This is a genomic window from Ensifer adhaerens (assembly GCF_000697965.2).
GTDB lineage: Bacteria > Pseudomonadota > Alphaproteobacteria > Rhizobiales > Rhizobiaceae > Ensifer > Ensifer adhaerens.
This window is the reverse complement of the sequence record NZ_CP015880.1, coordinates 2,014,900-2,031,843: the sequence shown is the minus strand read 5'-3', so window position 1 is coordinate 2,031,843 and position 16,944 is coordinate 2,014,900. Positions and strand designations below refer to the sequence as shown.

Below are 16,944 nucleotides of genomic sequence, written 5' to 3'. Positions count from 1 at the left end.
TTCGATTTTACTCGGTTGGCGGCGGCCGATAGGCTTTTCGGCACAGTTGATGGGAGAGAAAGCCATGAAGCGCGCATTAGCAGCAATCGCATTCGCCTTGGCCTGTTCCGGCGCGGCCTATGCGCAGGACACCAGCATGAGTTTCTTCGTCACCAGCGTGAACCCCGGAAAGGGCGGCGATCTGGGCGGCCTCACGGGGGCGGACGCCTATTGCGATACGCTCGCCAAGGCAGCGGGGGCGACGGGCAAGAGCTGGAAGGCCTATCTTTCCACCGACGCTGAGAACGCCAAGGACCGGATCGGCGCAGGCCCCTGGTACAACGCCAAGGGCGAGAAGATCGCCGATGACGTCGCATCGCTCCACAGCGACAAGAACAACCTGACGAAGCAGACGGCGCTCAATGAAAAGGGCGAGGTGATCAACGGGCGCGGCGATACGCCCAACCGCCACGACATTCTGACGGGCTCGAAAGCCGATGGCACGGCGGCACCGGACACCTGCGGCAACTGGACGATGGGCGGCGCCGACGGCGCGGCGATCGTCGGCCACAGCGACCGCACCGGATTGAACGATTCCGCCGAGGCCAAATCCTGGAACTCTTCGCACGCGACGCGGGGCGGCTGCACCGTCGAGGCCTTCAAGGGCACCGGCGGCGCGGGGCTGTTCTATTGCTTCGCTGCGAAATAGGGCGCTTTCAGCTTATCGTAACGCGCAAGGGACACGCCTTGGTTTCATCCTGACGGCCCGGACACTCGGCCCGGGTCGCAGGTCCGTTCCCACGTGCGTCAGACATGCGGCCCGAGCAACGACAGGTCGGCCTCGCCGAGCCTGTCCCTGGCGGTCCAGAGCTGGTGCCAGTAGGGGTAGATCACCGGCGGTAGGCTGACGGCGTCGAGCAGTTCGCGCTCCTCGTCGGAGAGCTTCAGATTTGCGGCGGCGAGGTTGTCTGAGAACTGCGCCTCGGTCCGCCCGCCGATGATGACGGAAGTTACGCCCCTGCGACCGATCAGCCAGGCGAGCGCAACTTGCGCCGGCGACACGCCGCGCTCGGCGGCGATGGCAACGAGCATGTCGACGATCTTCCAGAGCCGCTCCTCGTCGCGGATCGGCGGCTCCTTCCAGCCGGCAAGCTGGCGGGTGCCTTCCGGTGTCTCGTTTCGCCGGTGCTTGCCGGAGAGAAGTCCGCCGGCAAGCGGGCTCCAGACGAGCACGCCGAGCCCCTGGTCGATGGCGATCGGCATCAGCTCGTATTCAGCCTCGCGGGCCTCGAGCGTGTAGTGGATTTGCTGGCTGATGAAGCGCTGGCGGCCTCCAAGCGCGCTGACGCCGAGCGCCTTCATGATGTGCCAGCCGGAATAGTTGGAGCAGCCGATATAGCGGACCTTGCCGCTGCGAACGAGGCTGTCGAGCGCCTCCATCGTTTCTTCGAGCGGTGTTAGGCCGTCCCATTCATGCACCTGGTAGAGATCTATGACGTCGGTGTTCAGCCGCTTCAGGCTCGCCTCGCAAGCGGCAATCAGGTGCTGGCGCGAGAGCCCGCCGTCGTTCGGCCCCGGCCCCATCGAAAAGCGCGCCTTGGTGGCGACGAGCACACCGCCTTTGCGCTGGCCGCCGAGGACCTCGCCGATGATCTCCTCGCAATGGCCGGTCGAATAGATGTCGGCCGTGTCGATCAGGTTGACGCCGGCATCGAGGCAGAGGTCGACATAGCGGCGCGCCTCCTTCAGCCCGACATTGCCGACCTCGGCGAACTTGCCGCGGCCGCCGATCGTCATTGTGCCCATGGTGATGACAGAGATTTTCAGGCCGGAACGGCCGAGCAGCCGGTATTCCATGGTCTCTGGTCCTTTGCTGGTGGGGAACGGGAACGCAAGCTTCACCGGATGAAAGCCGAAGGCGACAGCGGCGGTCAAGTGGCGCTCAAAGAGGCCGCGTCCGCGGCGCGGGCCCAGTGTGCAGGCCTGCAACACTCTGCAATCGGATGTTGCGGTGGTTGCAGCTCCGGTTTCTTAGGGCTGGCTTGAACACGGCAAAATGTTATCGTTTCGTCGAGAGATTAAGGGGAATCACTCGATGAGCGTTGTAAAGCGTCTGTTGTCCGCATCGGCAACCGTTGCGGGCCTGTGTTGCGTTGCGGCGCCCTTGACGGCGAATGCGGCCGAAAACGGTGCCGGCTTCTATCTGCTCGGCGCACGTGGCCCGATGGCCGGCCTTTTGGCGCCGCCCGGGACCTATTTCCAGAACGACACCTACTTCTATGTGGGCGAGCTCAAGGGCAACAAGCAGCTTCCGCTCGGTGGCGAGATCGTCGGCGAGGTCGATGCGACGCTGATCGGCATCTTCGGCACCGGCCTCTGGGTGATGCCCGAAGAAGTGCTCGGCGGCAATCTCGGCTTCACCGCGATCGTGCCCTTCGGGGGGCCGGATATCGACGCTACGCTTTCGGCGCCAAGGGCCGGTCGCTCGGCCTCGGTCAGCGATTCTATCTTCACTATCGGCGACCCCGTGTTGGGCGCGGTTCTCGGCTGGCACGAGGGCGATTTCCACTGGACGGCGAACGCCTCGGTCAACGTGCCGATCGGCGACTACCAGAAGGGGCAGCTCGCCAATCTCTCGTTCAACCGCTGGGCTGGCGACTTCACGCTCGCCGGCACTTGGTTCAATCCGGAAACGGGCTTCGACATCTCGGGCGCCGCGGGCTTCACCTTCAACGGCGAGAACCCGGCGACGGACTACCGCACAGGTACGGAATTCCACGCGGAATGGGCCGTTACCAAGCACTTCGGCCAGGAGTTCTCCGCCGGCGTTGCAGGCTACTTCTACCAGCAGGTGACCGGCGACAGTGGCGCCGGCGCAAGGCTCGGCCCGTTCAAGGGCCGTATTGCCGCGATCGGCGGCACCATGGGCTACAATTTCAAGATGGCCGAGACGCCGGTATCGCTGACGCTCAAGGTCTTCCAGGAATTTGGCGCCAAGAACCGGCCAGAAGGCACGGCCGGTTTCGTCACCATCGCCTTCCCGATCGGCACGCCGCCGGCCCAGGTGAAGTAGGCTTGAGCCAAGCCTCGCATGCCCCGCCGGCGCCGTTTCGGCCGGCGGAGGCATGGATGACGCGTGACCTTCGTCCGGAAACGACCGATCGCGGCAGGGTTCGCGTGCGGCGACGTTGCTTTATCTCCCGATCGGCGCATACTGCCGCCTTCGCTGGGCAGGATGCGGCTCCGGCGGCTGTAAGATCGTTCGCGTTTTCGTCCCGATACGGGCGGTCGCGGAATGTCTCGGACGGCCAGGCCACAGGCGCTTCTCCTGCACGCAATGGACCGGATCGACCAGGCCTTCGCCGAGATCGGGTGTCCGTGCAACGGCGATTGAGCGGAAGCAAGTGCCACGCGTCACTTCCGCCGCAGCCGGCGGGCATTCGTAAGAGCGTCCGCCCTGAAAGGCACAATTGGTTTCGACCCGCGGTTGGCGGCGTACGCGGATAGCGGCGCGCCGGCCCTTGGCAGCCAGGAGGTTTCAATGCAGGAGTTTGCACGCGAACCGGACGGCCCGATCGGCCCCGACGATCTTGATATGCTGCAACGCACCTTCGACCGGGTCTGCATCTGGTGCGACATCCCGCGCTACGGCAAACGTGCCGACCGGCTGGCCCGCCACATCACGGGCCAGTTCCGCAGGGGCATTGCCGACGAGCGGGTGCTGTTCGAAAACGCCATGTGGTTGGAGCAGCAGGGTGGTTCAACGCGGCATCGCGCCGACAATTGACGCCGGCGGCGCCTGAAGCACATCGCGATTTTCAGATTGAGTTGTCTATCGCAACCCGCTGCGCCCTTTTGCGCGACATTCTCTACATCTCGAAGAACCGCTCCGGCATCAGGTTCCGGTAGGGGAACATATGGAAATACGGACGGGCCTCGGCGAGCACCCGGCGGACGGACGCGCGTTCGAGCAGCCGTTCGAAATAGACCGCAAGATGCGGATGGGTCTCATCGAAGGGCTCGACGATGCCGCCATAAAAGAGAGCCGGGGTGGCGGCGCAATCGGCAAGGCTGAACGTATCGCCCGCGGCAAATTCATGCGTGGCGAAGTGCGCGTCGGCCATGCCATAGGCCAAGCCAAGCGCGGCGCGGGCGTCGGCAACGCCGCGGTGGTCGTTTTCGCCCGGGCCCCGCAGCGTGTCAGTGACGATCTTCTGCATCGGCACGTGGATGTAGTTGTCGAAGAAGCGATCCCAGAGCCGGGCTTTCAGAGCCATATCGGGGTCATCGGGGATCAGCCGCTGGCGTCCCGGATAATGGCGGTCGAGATATTCGATGATGATCGACGTCTCCGGCATCACCACGTCGCGAGCGCTGTCCGTCAAGACCGGCATCTTGCCGACCGGCCACAGCGCCGCGAAGCGGGCCGCTTCTTCCGGGTCGAGCAGGTCGACCAGGCTGCTTTTGAACGGGGTCTCGTTTTCGTAAAGCGCGATGAGCACCTTGTGGCAGAAGGAAGCGAGTGGATGCTGGTAAAGCGTAAGGGACATGCGCGTATTCTCCAGTGCGGAAGGGACGCTTGCGGATCGGTCGTCAGGTCTTTACGTGCCCGTTTATCGCAAAACCGGTCCTGTTTCGCAATCGGTTTTCGGGGTTCATGGCCAAAAGATCGGGGCCCGTGGCGCAGAACGGCGGCAGCCGCGCCGGATAAGCGCCGCTTTTTTTGGGGACGCCATGCTGATCGATTCCAAGCGGTTAGCGCCGGAAAAGGACGCGCACGCGTAAAGACTTGCCGCCATCGTGCCCGGCTACCATTGAAAGCGCAAAAGCTGCCCTAGAATTAATAGAACAAGGGCGTCGCAACGCTCGGCGCCCGTCGTCATCGCGACAGGGGAGGATTGCCGATGCGCTGCTTCACGGTACTTGGGCCCTCGCAGACCGGAAAGACCATGCTGGCAGACAAGCTGGCCGGTCTGGAGGGGGCCTCCAGAAAAGCTGCTTCACCCTACGGATTGAACCTCACGGAATTCGAATTTGGCGGCGAAGCCTGGTGCGCGCTCGACGCACCCGGCGGCACCGAGGCGCTGGGCCACGCCCAGCACGCGCTGATCGCCAGCGACGCCTGCGTGCTCTGCGTTTCGCCGGTGCCGGAGGAGGCGGTGCTGGCCGCGCCCTATCTGAAGGCGATCGAGGCGTCGGGCACGCCCTGCATTCTCTTCATCAACCGCATGGACGAGCCGCAGGGGCGGCTGCGCGACGTGATCGCCGCGCTTCAGGACTATTCCGGCCACATGCTGCTCCTGCGCCAGGTGCCGATCCGCGAAGGCGACAAGATCGTCGGCACCTGCGACCTGATCTCCGAGCGCGCCTGGCGCTACCGCGAGGGACAGACCTCGGCGCTGATCGAAATCCCCGACACGGTGATGGATCGGGAAAAGGAGGCGCGGGCCGAGCTACTCGAGCATTTCTCGGAATTCGACGACTGGCTGCTCGAAGAGCTGATCGAGGACCGGGCGCCGGCCAACGACACGATCTATGCGATCTCCACGCGGCTCTTGAAGGAAAACCGCATCATCCCGGTGCTGGTGGGCGCTGCAAGCCACGCCAACGGCATTCTGCGGCTGATGAAGGCGCTGCGCCACGAGGCGCCTCAGGTCGACGCGCTTCGAAAGAGACTGGCTGAGGCCGGACCGATCGCCGAGACGGCGCTTTCGGCCGTCAGCTTCCACGCCTATCACAAGGCGAATGTCGGCAAGACCGTGCTGGTCAGGGCGCTGACATCCGGTATCAAGCAGGGCGCGACACTCGGCGGCGGCAGCCTCGGCTCGCTGCAGGACCCGGCGACCGGCAAGCCGCTGCCGAATGCCACGCCGGAGGCGGGCGCGATCTTTGCCGCTGTCAAGGCCGACCATCTGCCAGTGCCGGCGCTGCTCGCCGCCAGCAGCACCGCCGAGGCGCCGGACTGGACGCTGCCGCCGACGCCGATGCTGGTGCGCATATTGGTGCCCGACAGCGAGCGCGACGAGACCAAGCTCTCGGGCACGCTTGCCAAGCTCGCCGAGACCGACCGCGCACTCGCGGTCATGCAGGAAGAAGGCAGCGGCGCGCAGCTCGTCTGCGTGCAGGGACCGATGCACCTGCGCGACCTCTGCAAGACGCTCGCCGACGTCTTCCATGTCGGCGTCACCGACAGGCCGCCGAGCCCGACCTATCGCGAGACCGTGCTGAAACCCTCCGACGTGCACTACCGCCACCGCAAGCAGACGGGCGGTGCCGGGCAGTTCGCCGACGTCAAGCTCAGCGTGCACCCGAACGAGCGCGGCGCCGGCTTCTCTTTCGCCGAGACAGTGAAGGGCGGGGCGGTGCCGCGCAACTTCATCCCGGCGATCGAGGCCGGCGCGCGCGAAGCGATGGAGAAGGGGCCGCTCGGCTTTCAGGTGATCGATGTCGGCGTGACCCTGACGGACGGTCAGCACCATGCGGTCGACAGCAACGACTTCGCCTTCCGCGCGGCCGCCAAGATGGGCGTGCGCCAGGCGCTGTCGCAGGCCTCGGCCGTTCTGATGCAGCCGGTCATCCGCGTCGAGATCCACATCCCCTCGATCTATTCCGGCAGCCTGGTGCCGATCGTCTCCACCTACAAGGGCCAGGTGCTCGGCTTCGACCGTGACGAGACGGCCAAGGGCTGGGACATCTTTCGCGCCCTGGTGCCGGGATCGGCGCTCGACGATCTCGCCCGGACACTAAGGGCCGCGACGCAAGGCATCGGTTACTTCTCCAAGAGCTTCGACCATTTCGAGGAGCTCTACGGCAAGGAGGCGGATGCGGTAATCCACGCGCATGGGACGCAGCAGGCGGGGTGATCGTCTATGAGAGCAGCGGCTTGGCGCGATACACCATGACCGCGCCGAGCAATTTTAGTCGCGCATCAACGTCTCTTCGGTGGCGAATTCATTGCCGCGCAATCACGGAGCGTATTTGTCGTATCGATAGGTCTCGCCGATTGCCCGGACCGCCGACGGGCAAGGTCAAGTGCGCGGGTCGCCTTCCGTGAGGTTGTTTTCAAGGCCGTAACCCGGCATCGCCGTTCTGCGGATGCAGTCTCCGACATCACGCTCTCTCAACTTCGTGTAAAGGCGGATCGGCGCGGTAGTCCGCGAGCAACCGCTGATCGGTCCTGGGTTCGGCTGCGTTTTCACTACTTCAGAATGGTGTGCTGGTCATCGAAGATCAGGTCGTGGCGCTGCGCGCATGGGGTGGGGCCGGAGGAGGCGATCCAGCTTTCTGAGGGATCCGACGCGCTTGACAAAGGCGCCGATAAATTATTTATAACCATCTGGTCGGAAATAAATCGGATGGAGCCATGGGCCGGAAACGCGCAATTGATCAACAGCAGGTGCTGGATGCCGCCGAACGGGTCGTCGGTCGTGATGGCGCTGCCAACCTGACTGTCGATGCCGTCGCCAGGGAAGCCGGCGTCAGCAAGGCGAGTGTGCTTTATGACTATAAGTCCAAGCAGGCGCTGATCGAGGCCGTCGTCGACCGGGCGTTTGAGCGCGACAACGCACACCATGCGCAGGTCGAGCAGAAGATCGGAGACATTCAGGATCGAGCGGTCAGGGGGCGCATCGTTGCTGCGGCCGAACCGCCGCCCGAGGAATTCCGGGCGGTGGCACTGAACCTCAGCGCGGCGCTTACGCTCGATGCCGGTTTGCGCCGGAAGATGCAGGCAAGCCAGGATACGACGATCGCGAGAATTCTTCAGAACTCCCAGTCGCCGCGCGGGGCGTTGCTTGCCTATCTCGCGCTCGAGGGTCTCAAGTTCCTCGAATATCTCGACTTTCACCATTTTGCGCGTGCGGACCGCGACGAGGTGCTGCGCGAAATCAACTGGCTCGTGACTGCAACCCCGCAGGCAGCCGATCTTCCGGACGAGCGCTAAGCGTCCAAACCTCATAGGTGCAGTGAAATGAACCAAGCATGCGATGCCACATCCGCCGTGGCCACGGGCGAACGCGCCCCGTTCCGGCGCATCTTCATCACCGGTGGCAGCGGCTATGTCGGCCGCAACCTCATCCGCCATTTCGTCACGACGGGCGTTTCTGTTGTCGCTCTGGCGCGCAGCCAGAAGGCGGCCGACCGCGTCCGCCAACTCGGTGCGACGGCCTTTATGGGCGACCTGCTCAGTCCAGACATCGCCGCGGGAATGGCGGGCTGCGACGCGCTTGTCCATGCGGCGGCCGATACCGATCATGGACCAGGCACGCCGCAGCAGCGCCGGGTGAACGAGGATGGCACACGGATCGTCATGGAGGCGGCCCGCGCCGCCGGTATCCGCAAGGCGATCCATATCAGCACCGAATCCGTGCTTGCCGATGGGCACCCGCTGGTGCAGGTGGACGAGACGGCGCCGTTTCCGCGCCGCCCGGCCGGCAGCTATTCGCGCAGCAAGGCGGCGGCCGAGCGTGTAGCCCTTGCGGCCAGCAGTCCGGCTTTCCCGGTCGTTGCCCTTCGGCCGCGCTTCGTCTGGGGGCGTGACGATACCACGGCGTTGCCGGCACTGGTCGAGGCTGCCCGCTCCGGCAAGCTCGCTTGGATCGCGGGAGGCACCTACCTGACCTCGACCACGCATATCGCCAACCTGTGCCAGGCCGTGGCGCTTGCGCTTGCAAACGGGCGGGGCGGGGAGGTCTATTTCATCACCGATGGCGATGCCGTGCCGTTCAGGACGTTCGTCTCGCAGCTTCTGGAAACGCAAGGGATCGTCCCGCCGGAAAAATCCGTTCCCCGCGCCGTCGTCAGAGCCGTTGCCTGGGGCGGCGATGTGCTCGCTGCCCTCTCCAGGGGGAGGATCAGCGTTCCGCTGACATCACAGGCCTATGCGACGTCGGCCGTCGAGATCTCGCTTGATATCGGCAAGGCAAAGCTGGCGCTGGGCTATGTTCCTGTCATCTCGCGGGAGCAGGGGCTGGACGAGCTTCGGACCGTCAGCACCGGTAGTCCTCCAGTTGCGGCGCCGTGTCCGGCTTGCCTGCCTTGATCCAGTCCACCTTGCCGCGCAGGAACGAGAGAGCCGCGTCCAGCGCGGCCTTCCGCTCTTCTAGTCGCGCGATCTGCGTTTGCAGGATCTCGACCGTTCGTGCGGGCGAATTTTCGCCGGCGCGATAGGCGTCATTGAGGGCCTGAATCTCCCGCAGCGAGTAACCCAGCGTCTGTTGCAGCCGGATCATCCGCGCGGCGGTAACGTCTTCCTGGCTGAACAGCTCATAGGGATTAGAGCCGCCCTTGGCGCTGCGCTCCGGCTTCAGCAGCCCCTTGGAAATGTAAAAGCGGATCGTATCGACCGGCAGTTCCGTGGCCTTCGCAAATTCCGAAATCAGCATGCAGCAAACCCTTGACCATAGAGTATGGTCAATACTTATAAGAGCTGCTTGTCTGGAATTGGAGACCCATGATGACAAGCAAGGAAAAGATTCTACACCGCGTCCAACTCGGCTCGGATGGCCCGCCGATCGGAGCCCAGGGCCTCGGCTGCATGGGCATGAGCGAGTTCTACGGCACGACGGACGAGGCCGAATCTCGCGCCACTCTGGAACGGGCGCTCGAACTCGGCGTCACCCTGTTCGACACGGCGGACATGTACGGTATCGGCGCCAACGAGGCCTTTCTTGCGTCCTTCGTCAGGACGCATCGTGAAGCGGTCCTGATCGCCACCAAGTTCGGCTATGCGCGCACGCCGCAAAGCCCAGAGGACTGGAGCATAGACAACCGGCCCGAGTTCCTTCGTGCTGCCGCTGACCGCTCGCTGAAGCGCCTGGGTGTCGATGTCATCGACCTGTATTACATGCATCGCCGCACTGATGCCGTACCACTCGAAGAATCCATTGGCGCGATGGCCGATTTGGTCGCGGCCGGAAAGGTCCGTTGGCTCGGCCTCTCGGCGGTGACCGCGGCGGAGCTGCGGGCCGCGCATGCCATCCATCCGATTGCAGCGCTGCAGTCGGAATGGTCTGTTTTCACGCGTGAGATCGAGGAAGATGTCGTTCCCGCTGCATTCGAACTCGGCGTGACGCTCGTGCCTTACTCTCCGCTCGGACGTGGCATGCTGACCGGCCAGGCCTTTGCCCAATCCCTGACGGAGGGAGATGCACGCAGGAATTTCCCGCGTTTTGCATCGCAGCACCACCAGGCGAACATGCAGGTGGTGGCAAAGGTCGAGGAAGCCGCGCGTGGCCTCGGCATTACCTCGGCCCAGCTGGCACTAGCCTGGCTGCACATGCAGGGCCGCAAGTTGAATGCGAAGGTGGTGCCAATCCCCGGAACACGCAGGCGCAGCCGCCTTGAGGAGAACGTCGCGGCGGCGTCCATCATCCTCCCCGATGATGTAACGGCCATGCTCGATCCGCTCGCCGGGGCTGTGCAAGGAGCTGCCGTCTAAGGGTGCGACCGCCGTGCGCGACGGGCGTGCGGCGGCCGGTTCTTGTGTTGGGTGGGGAGGAGGGACGCTCGCCGGCCGCCGACGGCTAGCTTGTGCCAGATGTTTGCACTGCCTCTGCGCTCTGCCGCTCGCGCTCCTCGATCTCGGCGATCAGCCAGTTGAGAAAGGCCTTTGTTACCGGCTTGGTGCGCAGGAGGTCTTCCTGGCAGACGAACTGGTAGGTTTCGGGCGGCTCGTAGAAATGGTCGTGGGCCAGGCGAATCTGACCGGATTTGAGTTCGTGTTCGACCATGGTGCGGTCGATCAACGCCACGCCCTGGCCTTCTCTCACCGCTTCGAGAATGATGTGCTGGTCGTCGAAGATCAGGTCCTGGCGGCTGCGCGGAAGGGCGAGGCCGGAGGAGGCGATCCAGCTTTGCCACTCCTGAAGGCCGCGATAGTGCAGCCGGTTGCCGGAAAGCAGTGCCTGCCTGTCGCCCTGCCAGAGGTCGCGGCCGCAGACGGGAACCAGGCGCTCGCGCAAGAGCTTGCGGGTGAAGCGTCCGGGTGGCGGCTGCAGGCAATAGGCGATGGTGACGTCGGCCGGGCCGGTGCCGGCGGTGATCGTTTCGAGGTGGGAGAGGTGGATCTGCACGCCGGGATTGGCGGCGAGAAACTCGGAGATGCGCGGCGCGATCACTTTCATCGAAAAGAACGGGCCGACCCGGACGCGCAGGATCTTGTCGCTCGTGCGTGGGCGGATGTGCTGGACCACGCCTTCGAGATCGTCGAAGGCGCGCTGGCAGGAGGCGTAGAGCAGCCCGCCCTCCGGCGTCAGTTCGACACCGTGCTGTTTTCTGACGAAGACCCGAAGGCCGAGATTGAGTTCCAGATTCCGGATCTGGTGGCTGATCGCACCCTGGCCGATGCAGAGCTCGTCGGCGGCGGCCGTCAGGCTGCCGTTGCGCGCGGCCGCCTCGAAGGCGCGCAAGGATTTGAGGCTCGGCAGGTCACGCATCCGTTGCTCCGGGTCTGGATCGGTTGCAGCCTACATGAATTTTTTCGATAGCTGGAATGATTTCTTTCACATTGCGAAGGCTGGAGACCTCCCGCATTGTCGAAGCATAATAAAGCAAAACGAAAACTGAAATCGGCCGAAAATCCAGATAGTTTCAAGCAAGTTGCTCCTTTGGTCAGGCCAATGGTCACGCTTGCGACCGGAACTTCGTGGGTGGCCGACAGGAAGGACAGAGGGAACGAGATGAAAAAGAAGTTCATGACCGCATCGGTCATCGCCGCGCTGTTTGCGGCCGGCACCGCCAATGCCGAGACGCTGGCGATCGGCACCGAGGGCGATTACGCGCCATTCAACTATGTGACCGCAGCCGGCGAAATCAAAGGCTTCGACTACGATATCGGCCAGGCGGTCTGCGCCGAAATCAAGGTAGACTGTGTCTGGAGCACCAATGAGTGGGCGGGCATCATCCCGGCCCTGCAGGCCAAGAAGTTCGACGTGATGATCGCCTCGATGGCGATCAATCCGGATCGCAAGACGCAGGTCGACTTCACAACCCCTTACTATTTCAACGCCATGCGCTTCGTCGCCCGCAAGGATCTCGGCCTCAAGGACATCTCGCCCGAGGCGCTGAAGGGCAAGGTGATCGGCACGCAGTCCGGCTCGGTCGCGGTCGAGGCGCTGCAGGAGTTTTTTCCCGATAGCGAAGTGAAGCTCTATCCGACGATGAGCGAAGTGTTTCTCGACATGGAAAACGGCCGGCTGGACCTGATCCTCGAAGGGCAGATGGCCTTTACCGAGTGGCTGGCCAAGGAAGAAAGCGGCTGCTGCGCCTTTGTCGGCGAGAGCTTCGTGCTCGACACGGCCGAGGGCAACGCCATGGCGGTACGCAAGGGCGACGAGGCGCTGCTCTCCAAACTCAATGCCGGCCTCAAGACGATCATGGAAAACGGCACCTACGACAAGATCCGCAAGCAGTATTTCGATTTCGACATCATGGCGAAGCCGAAGACCACGAGCGAGTATTTCCGCTGAGGTTTGTGGCTCTACCCCTCATCCGGCCTGCCGGCCACTGTCTCCCCGCCTGCGGGGAGAAGGTTAGGGTGAGGGGCAACTCCTCGAAAGATGCGTGAGGGCGTCTCTTCTAAAGGTGCCGAGAGGGGCCGCCGCGGATCCAAGGTTCAACTCCAACCATCCAGAATTCGCCTGTCGCGCCCTGCGTTCAACGCATCGCGCGGCAGGAGAACAGGCGCGGCGTCGGGGTTTCGCGTTTTCCCCGGCGCCCGTCTTCTCGATTTTTCCAGTCAGCAAAATGAAAGTGCATAGGATGAGCTTCCGGGTCGCCGTTCTCGAATTCAACCAGGAAACCAACACGTTTTCGAAGCTCAAGACCGGGTTCAGGGACTTCGAGGCCTGCCACTATTTCGTTGGCGCCGAGATAGAAACCCATTGCCGCGGCACCAATTCGGAGATCGGCGGCTTCATCGATTGTTGCGACACGTACGGCTGGCAGCCGGTCTATACCGTGGCGGCGCGGGCCGAACCCGGCGGCAGGATCGAGGAGGCGATGCGGCAGCGCTTCGTCGCGGATCTCCAAAGCGCGCTCGACGGCGAAAGGCTCGACGGCGTGTTTATCGTCTTCCATGGGGCTATGTGCACGGAAACGGCTGACGATGCACAGATCCAGCTTCTGGAGGTGGTGCGTGGCATCGTCGGTTCGGAACTTCCCATCGCCGCGACCTTCGACCTGCACGCCAATTCGGCGCCCGAAATGGCCGGCCTGCTCGATATTGCCGTCTCGTTCCGCACCTATCCGCATGTGGACATGGCCGAATGCGCCCACAAGGCGGGCGCGCTGCTCGAGCGCGCCATGCGCGGCGAAATCCGGCCGGCGCTCGCCATCCGCCAGCCGCCGATGCTGAACGGCTGCAACGACGGGCGCACGACCCATGCCTGCGCCATGACCGAGCTGCTCGAAATTGCCGACGGGATCGCGGCGCGCGACGGCATGCTGGCGACCTCGATCAATGCCGGCTTCTACGATGCCGATATCTTCAACACCGGCCCATCGGCGGTCATCTGCTACGACCGCAACCGGGTGGCGGCCGAAGACGCGGAAGCCGAGGCCGAGCGTCTCTGCCGCGAGATCTGGGACCGGCGCGAGCACCAGGATGTGCAGCTGCCGCTCGACGCGCTGCCCGGCATCGTCGCGGCGCATCTTGCGAAAGATGGGGCCGGGCCGTTGGTCATTGCCGACTTCTCCGACAATCCCGGCTGCGGTGCCTACAGCGATTCCACCTGCGTGCTCGCCAGGCTGCTCGATACCGGCGTCCGAAACGCGGCTTTCGGCGCGCTCTGCGATCCGGAAGTCGTGGCCGAGTTGATCGCTGCCGGCATCGGTGCGACACGCGAGGTTACGCTCGGCTGCAAGATCGACCCTGAAGTCGGCGGCGGGCCGATCACGATCAAGGGCAGGGTGGAGGCGATTTCGGACGGCAGGATCGTCTTCGAGGGGCCGATGTTTCAAGGGCTGCCGGCGACGATGGGGCCGAGCGTGCGCTTTCATGTCGAAGGCATCGACATCCTCATCTGCAGCGAACGTCAGCAGATGCTCGATCGCAACCTCTTCCGCGCCGTCGGCATCGAGCCGTCCGACTATCAGATCGTCGTCGTCAAGTCGCAGCAGCATTTCCGCGCCGCCTTCGGTCCGATCGCGTCCGAGATCGTCGAGATCGACGGCACGGGCCTCAGTAGTGCCAATATCGGCGCGCGCAAGTTCCAGCGGGTGCGGCGGCCGGTCTATCCGCTGGATCACGGCGAACTCGGCTGAGGCGGGCTGCCGTTCGCGGGCCAAGGTTCATGCCTGCGCCCTCTAAAGGGGCAGCCGTATGGCGCGGTAACCGTTACGTACTTCCGCAGCGCCCGGCTTTGGGTCTAGCGTCCCCGTCGTGAAGGGGAGCGCAACTTCATGAGTTTTATCGATCTCTTCGCCTGGATCGTGCTGATCGTGCTCGTGGTGAGCACGGTCGCCGTGCTGATCTTTCTCGCCATGCTGCCGGGGTCGATCGCAAAAAGGCGCAATCATCCCTGGAGCGAGGCGGTCAATGTCGCGGGCTGGGTGACGCTGTTCCTCGGCTTCGCGCTGTGGCCGATCGCGCTCGTCTGGGCCTATGTCGACGTGCCGCGCCCGAGCGGCGCGCATCCGGCGGCGACCGCTGCGGGCGAGGTTCATCCGAGCGAGGCGGGCCAGCCATGATCGTCTTTCTCTTCAATGTCTATCTGGCGATTCTCTTCTGCCTGGTGAAATTCAGGATCGTGCCTTTCAACCTGTTCTGGAAGATTTCGCCGGCGATCGTGTTCCTGCTGCTTCTCGTCGGTCTGTTCATCCCGATGAACTGGGGCGCGCCGCAGGGCAAGGCGCTGGTGGTGCGCAATTCGGTGGCGATCGTGCCCGATGTCGCCGGCGAGGTCACGGAGGTGCCGGTCGCCTCCAACAGCCCCCTGAAAGCCGGCGACGTGCTCTTCCGCATCGACCCCGTGCCCTACCAGGCGAAGGTAGACGCGTTGCAGGCGCAGCTTTCGCTGCAGGAGCTGCGGCTTGCGCAGATGACGAAGCTGCAGTCGCGCGATGCCGCAACCGAATTCGACGTGCAGCAACGCCAGGCGGACGTCGACAATCTGAGAGCCCAGATCAGCAATGCCGAGTGGGAACTCGGCAAGACGACGGTGCGGGCGCCTGCCGATGGCTACGTGACCAACCTTGCGCTGCGCAAGGGCGCGCGCGTGACGACGCTGCCGCTGTCGCCGGCCATGGCCTTTATCGACACCTCCGAGACGATCATCGGGGTCGAGATCAACCAGATCGATGCGCGCTACATAGAGCCCGGCCAGATGGTGGAGGCGACCTTCAAGTTTGCGCCCGGTGAGACCTATACCGGTGAGGTCGAGGGCGTGCTGCAGGCGATCGCCTCCGGGCAAGCCCGCGTGTCCGGCACGGCGGTGACCCCGGAGGCAGTCTCCGCCGCGCCCTTCATCGTGCGGGTGAAACTCGACGACCAGGCTTTCGCCGCACGGCTGCCAGCCGGCGCCACGGGGGACGCGGCCATCTTCACCGACCGGGTGAGGGCGGCGCATGTGATCCGCCGGGTGCTTTTGCGCCAGATCGCGATCACCAACTACGTCAATCCGTTCTGATCGGCTGCGCGGCGGGGTGTCACCGGCTGCCCCGCCCGCTGGAAGACGGGCGAGGATAGGACGGTTTCTCGCAATTCCGGACGGAAAATTGCTGCGCGCTTTTCCTGGAATTTCTTGGCCAAATGTCGCAATTCCTGGCGGAAAACCGTTTCACACTTTTCCTGGAATTGCTTAACCGGCAATCGGTAGCGGCGCCTCCGGGTTGACGAGACCGGCTGCCCTCAAGTCCCGCCAGAAGTCGGCCGGCACGGCTTCGTTCAGGGCGGCGCGGTCTTCGGCGATGCGGCTCGGCTGGCTGGCGCCGGGGATGACGGCGGCAACTGCGGGGTTGGCGAGCGAGAACTGCAGGCCGGCCGCCTTCATCGAGATGCCGTGACGGTCGGCGATCGACTTGATACGCGCGACCTTGTCGAGAATTGCCGGCGTGGCCGGGGCATACTCGAAGTTCGGGCCACCGACGAGCGCGCCGGAGCTATAGGGGCCGCCGACGACGATGCCGAGGCCGCGCTTGGTGACCTCGGGCATGACGCGCTGGAGTGCGCGATCATGGTCAAGCAGGGTATAGCGGCCGGCAAGCAGGAAGCCATCGGGACGCGGACCCTCGAGCGCGAGCAGCAATTCGATCGGCTCCACCCGGTTGACGCCGAGCCCCCAGGCCTTGATCACGCCTTCGTCGCGCAGCCGGTCGAGCGCCCTGAAGGCGCCCTTGCGCGCCGTCTCGAAAACGTCGAGCCATTCGTCGCCGTAGAAATCCTGGGCAACGTCGTGAACGAAGGCGATCTCGATCCGGTCGGTCTTCAGGCGCTTGAGGCTGTCCTCGATCGACCGCAGGGTGGCGTCATGGGAGTAGTCGTTGACGATCTTGTTGGGGCGGCCATAGCGGAAGACGTCGCCCTTTTCCCCAAGGTCGCGGGCGCTGACGTCCTCGATCTCGTCGAGGATGACCCGGCCGACCTTGGTGCTGATGACGTATTCGTCACGCGGGCGACCGCCGAGCGCTTCGCCCATGCGGATCTCGGCAAGGCCGGCGCCGTAGAACGGGGCGTTGTCGAAATAGCGGATGCCGTCGTTCCAGGCGGCCTCGACGGTGGCAAGCGCTTCCTTTTCGGGGATTTCGCGGAACATGTTGCCGAGCGGGGCTGCGCCGAAACCGAGCTTGCCGGGCAGAATATCCTTGAGTGTCATGTGTCCTGTCCTTTGCTGATCGATGGGGCAGGTGATGCGGTGCATCGCCGTTGTTTGGAAAAATAGGTCAGCGAGCGGAGTCCCGGTAGCGGGGTACGCTTCGCAGGATATGGGAAACGAATTCACAGATGCGATGTTCGGAGCCGGATAACTG

The 16,944-nt window shown here is 64.1% G+C and carries 16 protein-coding genes; 11 read left to right on the top strand and 5 right to left on the bottom strand.

Annotation, left to right across the window (positions count from 1 at the left end; genetic code table 11):
• Nucleotides 1–64: 64 nt before the first annotated feature.
• On the top strand, nucleotides 65–688 hold the full coding sequence (locus FA04_RS09765) for a hypothetical protein (RefSeq protein ID WP_034793192.1): 624 nt from the start codon (nucleotides 65–67) through the stop codon (nucleotides 686–688).
• Nucleotides 689–786: 98 nt separating this feature from the next.
• Here the strand turns inward: FA04_RS09765 and FA04_RS09760 are convergent, their stop codons facing one another.
• Nucleotides 787–1,836: an aldo/keto reductase gene (locus FA04_RS09760; RefSeq protein ID WP_034793721.1), complete on the bottom strand. Its 1,050-nt coding sequence runs from the start codon at nucleotides 1,834–1,836 to the stop codon at nucleotides 787–789.
• Nucleotides 1,837–2,074: 238 nt separating this feature from the next.
• Here FA04_RS09760 and FA04_RS09755 point away from each other — a divergent pair, with 238 nt between their 5' ends.
• A complete protein-coding gene (locus tag FA04_RS09755) occupies nucleotides 2,075–3,052 on the top strand; it encodes a SphA family protein (RefSeq protein ID WP_034793194.1) in 978 nt (325 codons plus the stop codon).
• Between the two features lie 468 nt (nucleotides 3,053–3,520).
• The gene (locus FA04_RS09750) at nucleotides 3,521–3,766 is read left to right on the top strand and encodes a hypothetical protein (RefSeq protein WP_034793196.1); all 246 of its coding nucleotides are present in this window, start codon (nucleotides 3,521–3,523) and stop codon (nucleotides 3,764–3,766) included.
• 82 nt (nucleotides 3,767–3,848) lie between these two features.
• Here the strand turns inward: FA04_RS09750 and FA04_RS09745 are convergent, their stop codons facing one another.
• Nucleotides 3,849–4,529 carry a glutathione S-transferase family protein gene (locus FA04_RS09745; protein WP_034793207.1) on the bottom strand — a complete coding sequence of 227 codons (681 nt, stop codon included), beginning with the start codon at nucleotides 4,527–4,529 and terminating at the stop codon, nucleotides 3,849–3,851.
• Between the two features lie 354 nt (nucleotides 4,530–4,883).
• Here FA04_RS09745 and FA04_RS09740 point away from each other — a divergent pair, with 354 nt between their 5' ends.
• The 3 genes from FA04_RS09740 (at nucleotide 4,884) to FA04_RS09730 (ending at nucleotide 9,019) form a co-directional block, all read left to right on the top strand.
• Complete coding sequence (locus tag FA04_RS09740; protein ID WP_034793211.1) at nucleotides 4,884–6,842, top strand: elongation factor G; 1,959 nt, start codon at nucleotides 4,884–4,886, stop codon at nucleotides 6,840–6,842.
• Nucleotides 6,843–7,342: 500 nt separating this feature from the next.
• A complete protein-coding gene (locus FA04_RS09735; protein WP_034793213.1) occupies nucleotides 7,343–7,921 on the top strand; it encodes a TetR/AcrR family transcriptional regulator in 579 nt (192 codons plus the stop codon).
• 27 nt (nucleotides 7,922–7,948) lie between these two features.
• Nucleotides 7,949–9,019, top strand: coding sequence for an NAD-dependent epimerase/dehydratase family protein (locus tag FA04_RS09730; RefSeq protein WP_051659268.1), 1,071 nt, complete (start codon nucleotides 7,949–7,951; stop codon nucleotides 9,017–9,019).
• Here FA04_RS09730 and FA04_RS09725 read toward each other — a convergent pair.
• Nucleotides 8,967–9,362 (bottom strand): MerR family transcriptional regulator, encoded by a 396-nt coding sequence (locus FA04_RS09725; RefSeq protein ID WP_034793216.1) that lies wholly within the window; start codon nucleotides 9,360–9,362, stop codon nucleotides 8,967–8,969. The two genes, FA04_RS09730 and FA04_RS09725, sit on opposite strands and share 53 nt — an antisense overlap.
• A gap of 71 nt (nucleotides 9,363–9,433) precedes the next feature.
• Here FA04_RS09725 and FA04_RS09720 point away from each other — a divergent pair, with 71 nt between their 5' ends.
• On the top strand, nucleotides 9,434–10,417 hold the full coding sequence (locus FA04_RS09720; RefSeq protein ID WP_034793732.1) for an aldo/keto reductase: 984 nt from the start codon (nucleotides 9,434–9,436) through the stop codon (nucleotides 10,415–10,417).
• An 85-nt stretch (nucleotides 10,418–10,502) separates the two neighbouring features.
• Here the strand turns inward: FA04_RS09720 and FA04_RS09715 are convergent, their stop codons facing one another.
• The gene (locus tag FA04_RS09715; RefSeq protein WP_051659269.1) at nucleotides 10,503–11,414 is read right to left on the bottom strand and encodes a LysR substrate-binding domain-containing protein; all 912 of its coding nucleotides are present in this window, start codon (nucleotides 11,412–11,414) and stop codon (nucleotides 10,503–10,505) included.
• Between the two features lie 243 nt (nucleotides 11,415–11,657).
• On the opposite strand from FA04_RS09715, the gene FA04_RS09710 reads away from it, so the two are divergent.
• The 4 genes from FA04_RS09710 to FA04_RS09695 all read left to right on the top strand — a co-directional run bounded on the left by FA04_RS09710 (nucleotide 11,658) and on the right by FA04_RS09695 (nucleotide 15,605).
• Nucleotides 11,658–12,446 carry a transporter substrate-binding domain-containing protein gene (locus FA04_RS09710; protein ID WP_034793219.1) on the top strand — a complete coding sequence of 263 codons (789 nt, stop codon included), beginning with the start codon at nucleotides 11,658–11,660 and terminating at the stop codon, nucleotides 12,444–12,446.
• A 292-nt stretch (nucleotides 12,447–12,738) separates the two neighbouring features.
• Complete coding sequence (locus FA04_RS09705; RefSeq protein WP_034793222.1) at nucleotides 12,739–14,241, top strand: M81 family metallopeptidase; 1,503 nt, start codon at nucleotides 12,739–12,741, stop codon at nucleotides 14,239–14,241.
• Nucleotides 14,242–14,379: 138 nt separating this feature from the next.
• On the top strand, nucleotides 14,380–14,667 hold the full coding sequence (locus FA04_RS09700) for a DUF3302 domain-containing protein (protein WP_051659270.1): 288 nt from the start codon (nucleotides 14,380–14,382) through the stop codon (nucleotides 14,665–14,667).
• Complete coding sequence (locus tag FA04_RS09695; RefSeq protein ID WP_034793224.1) at nucleotides 14,664–15,605, top strand: HlyD family secretion protein; 942 nt, start codon at nucleotides 14,664–14,666, stop codon at nucleotides 15,603–15,605. The genes FA04_RS09700 and FA04_RS09695 overlap by 4 nt, the downstream gene beginning before the upstream one ends.
• A 171-nt stretch (nucleotides 15,606–15,776) precedes the next feature.
• Here the strand turns inward: FA04_RS09695 and FA04_RS09690 are convergent, their stop codons facing one another.
• Nucleotides 15,777–16,790, bottom strand: a complete 1,014-nt coding sequence (locus FA04_RS09690; RefSeq protein ID WP_034793226.1) for an aldo/keto reductase — start codon at nucleotides 16,788–16,790, stop codon at nucleotides 15,777–15,779.
• Nucleotides 16,791–16,944: the final 154 nt, after the last annotated feature.

Coding starts and splice junctions, on each gene's coding strand:
- FA04_RS09730 (WP_051659268.1), top strand. CDS start 7,949: ATGAACCAAGCATGCGATGCCACATCCGCCGTGGCCACGGGCGAACGC.
- FA04_RS09715 (WP_051659269.1), bottom strand. CDS start 11,414: ATGCGTGACCTGCCGAGCCTCAAATCCTTGCGCGCCTTCGAGGCGGCC.
- FA04_RS09750 (WP_034793196.1), top strand. CDS start 3,521: ATGCAGGAGTTTGCACGCGAACCGGACGGCCCGATCGGCCCCGACGAT.
- FA04_RS09755 (WP_034793194.1), top strand. CDS start 2,075: ATGAGCGTTGTAAAGCGTCTGTTGTCCGCATCGGCAACCGTTGCGGGC.
- FA04_RS09760 (WP_034793721.1), bottom strand. CDS start 1,836: ATGGAATACCGGCTGCTCGGCCGTTCCGGCCTGAAAATCTCTGTCATC.
- FA04_RS09710 (WP_034793219.1), top strand. CDS start 11,658: ATGAAAAAGAAGTTCATGACCGCATCGGTCATCGCCGCGCTGTTTGCG.
- FA04_RS09765 (WP_034793192.1), top strand. CDS start 65: ATGAAGCGCGCATTAGCAGCAATCGCATTCGCCTTGGCCTGTTCCGGC.
- FA04_RS09720 (WP_034793732.1), top strand. CDS start 9,434: ATGACAAGCAAGGAAAAGATTCTACACCGCGTCCAACTCGGCTCGGAT.
- FA04_RS09725 (WP_034793216.1), bottom strand. CDS start 9,362: ATGCTGATTTCGGAATTTGCGAAGGCCACGGAACTGCCGGTCGATACG.
- FA04_RS09735 (WP_034793213.1), top strand. CDS start 7,343: ATGGGCCGGAAACGCGCAATTGATCAACAGCAGGTGCTGGATGCCGCC.
- FA04_RS09700 (WP_051659270.1), top strand. CDS start 14,380: ATGAGTTTTATCGATCTCTTCGCCTGGATCGTGCTGATCGTGCTCGTG.
- FA04_RS09745 (WP_034793207.1), bottom strand. CDS start 4,529: ATGTCCCTTACGCTTTACCAGCATCCACTCGCTTCCTTCTGCCACAAG.
- FA04_RS09695 (WP_034793224.1), top strand. CDS start 14,664: ATGATCGTCTTTCTCTTCAATGTCTATCTGGCGATTCTCTTCTGCCTG.
- FA04_RS09705 (WP_034793222.1), top strand. CDS start 12,739: ATGAGCTTCCGGGTCGCCGTTCTCGAATTCAACCAGGAAACCAACACG.
- FA04_RS09740 (WP_034793211.1), top strand. CDS start 4,884: ATGCGCTGCTTCACGGTACTTGGGCCCTCGCAGACCGGAAAGACCATG.
- FA04_RS09690 (WP_034793226.1), bottom strand. CDS start 16,790: ATGACACTCAAGGATATTCTGCCCGGCAAGCTCGGTTTCGGCGCAGCC.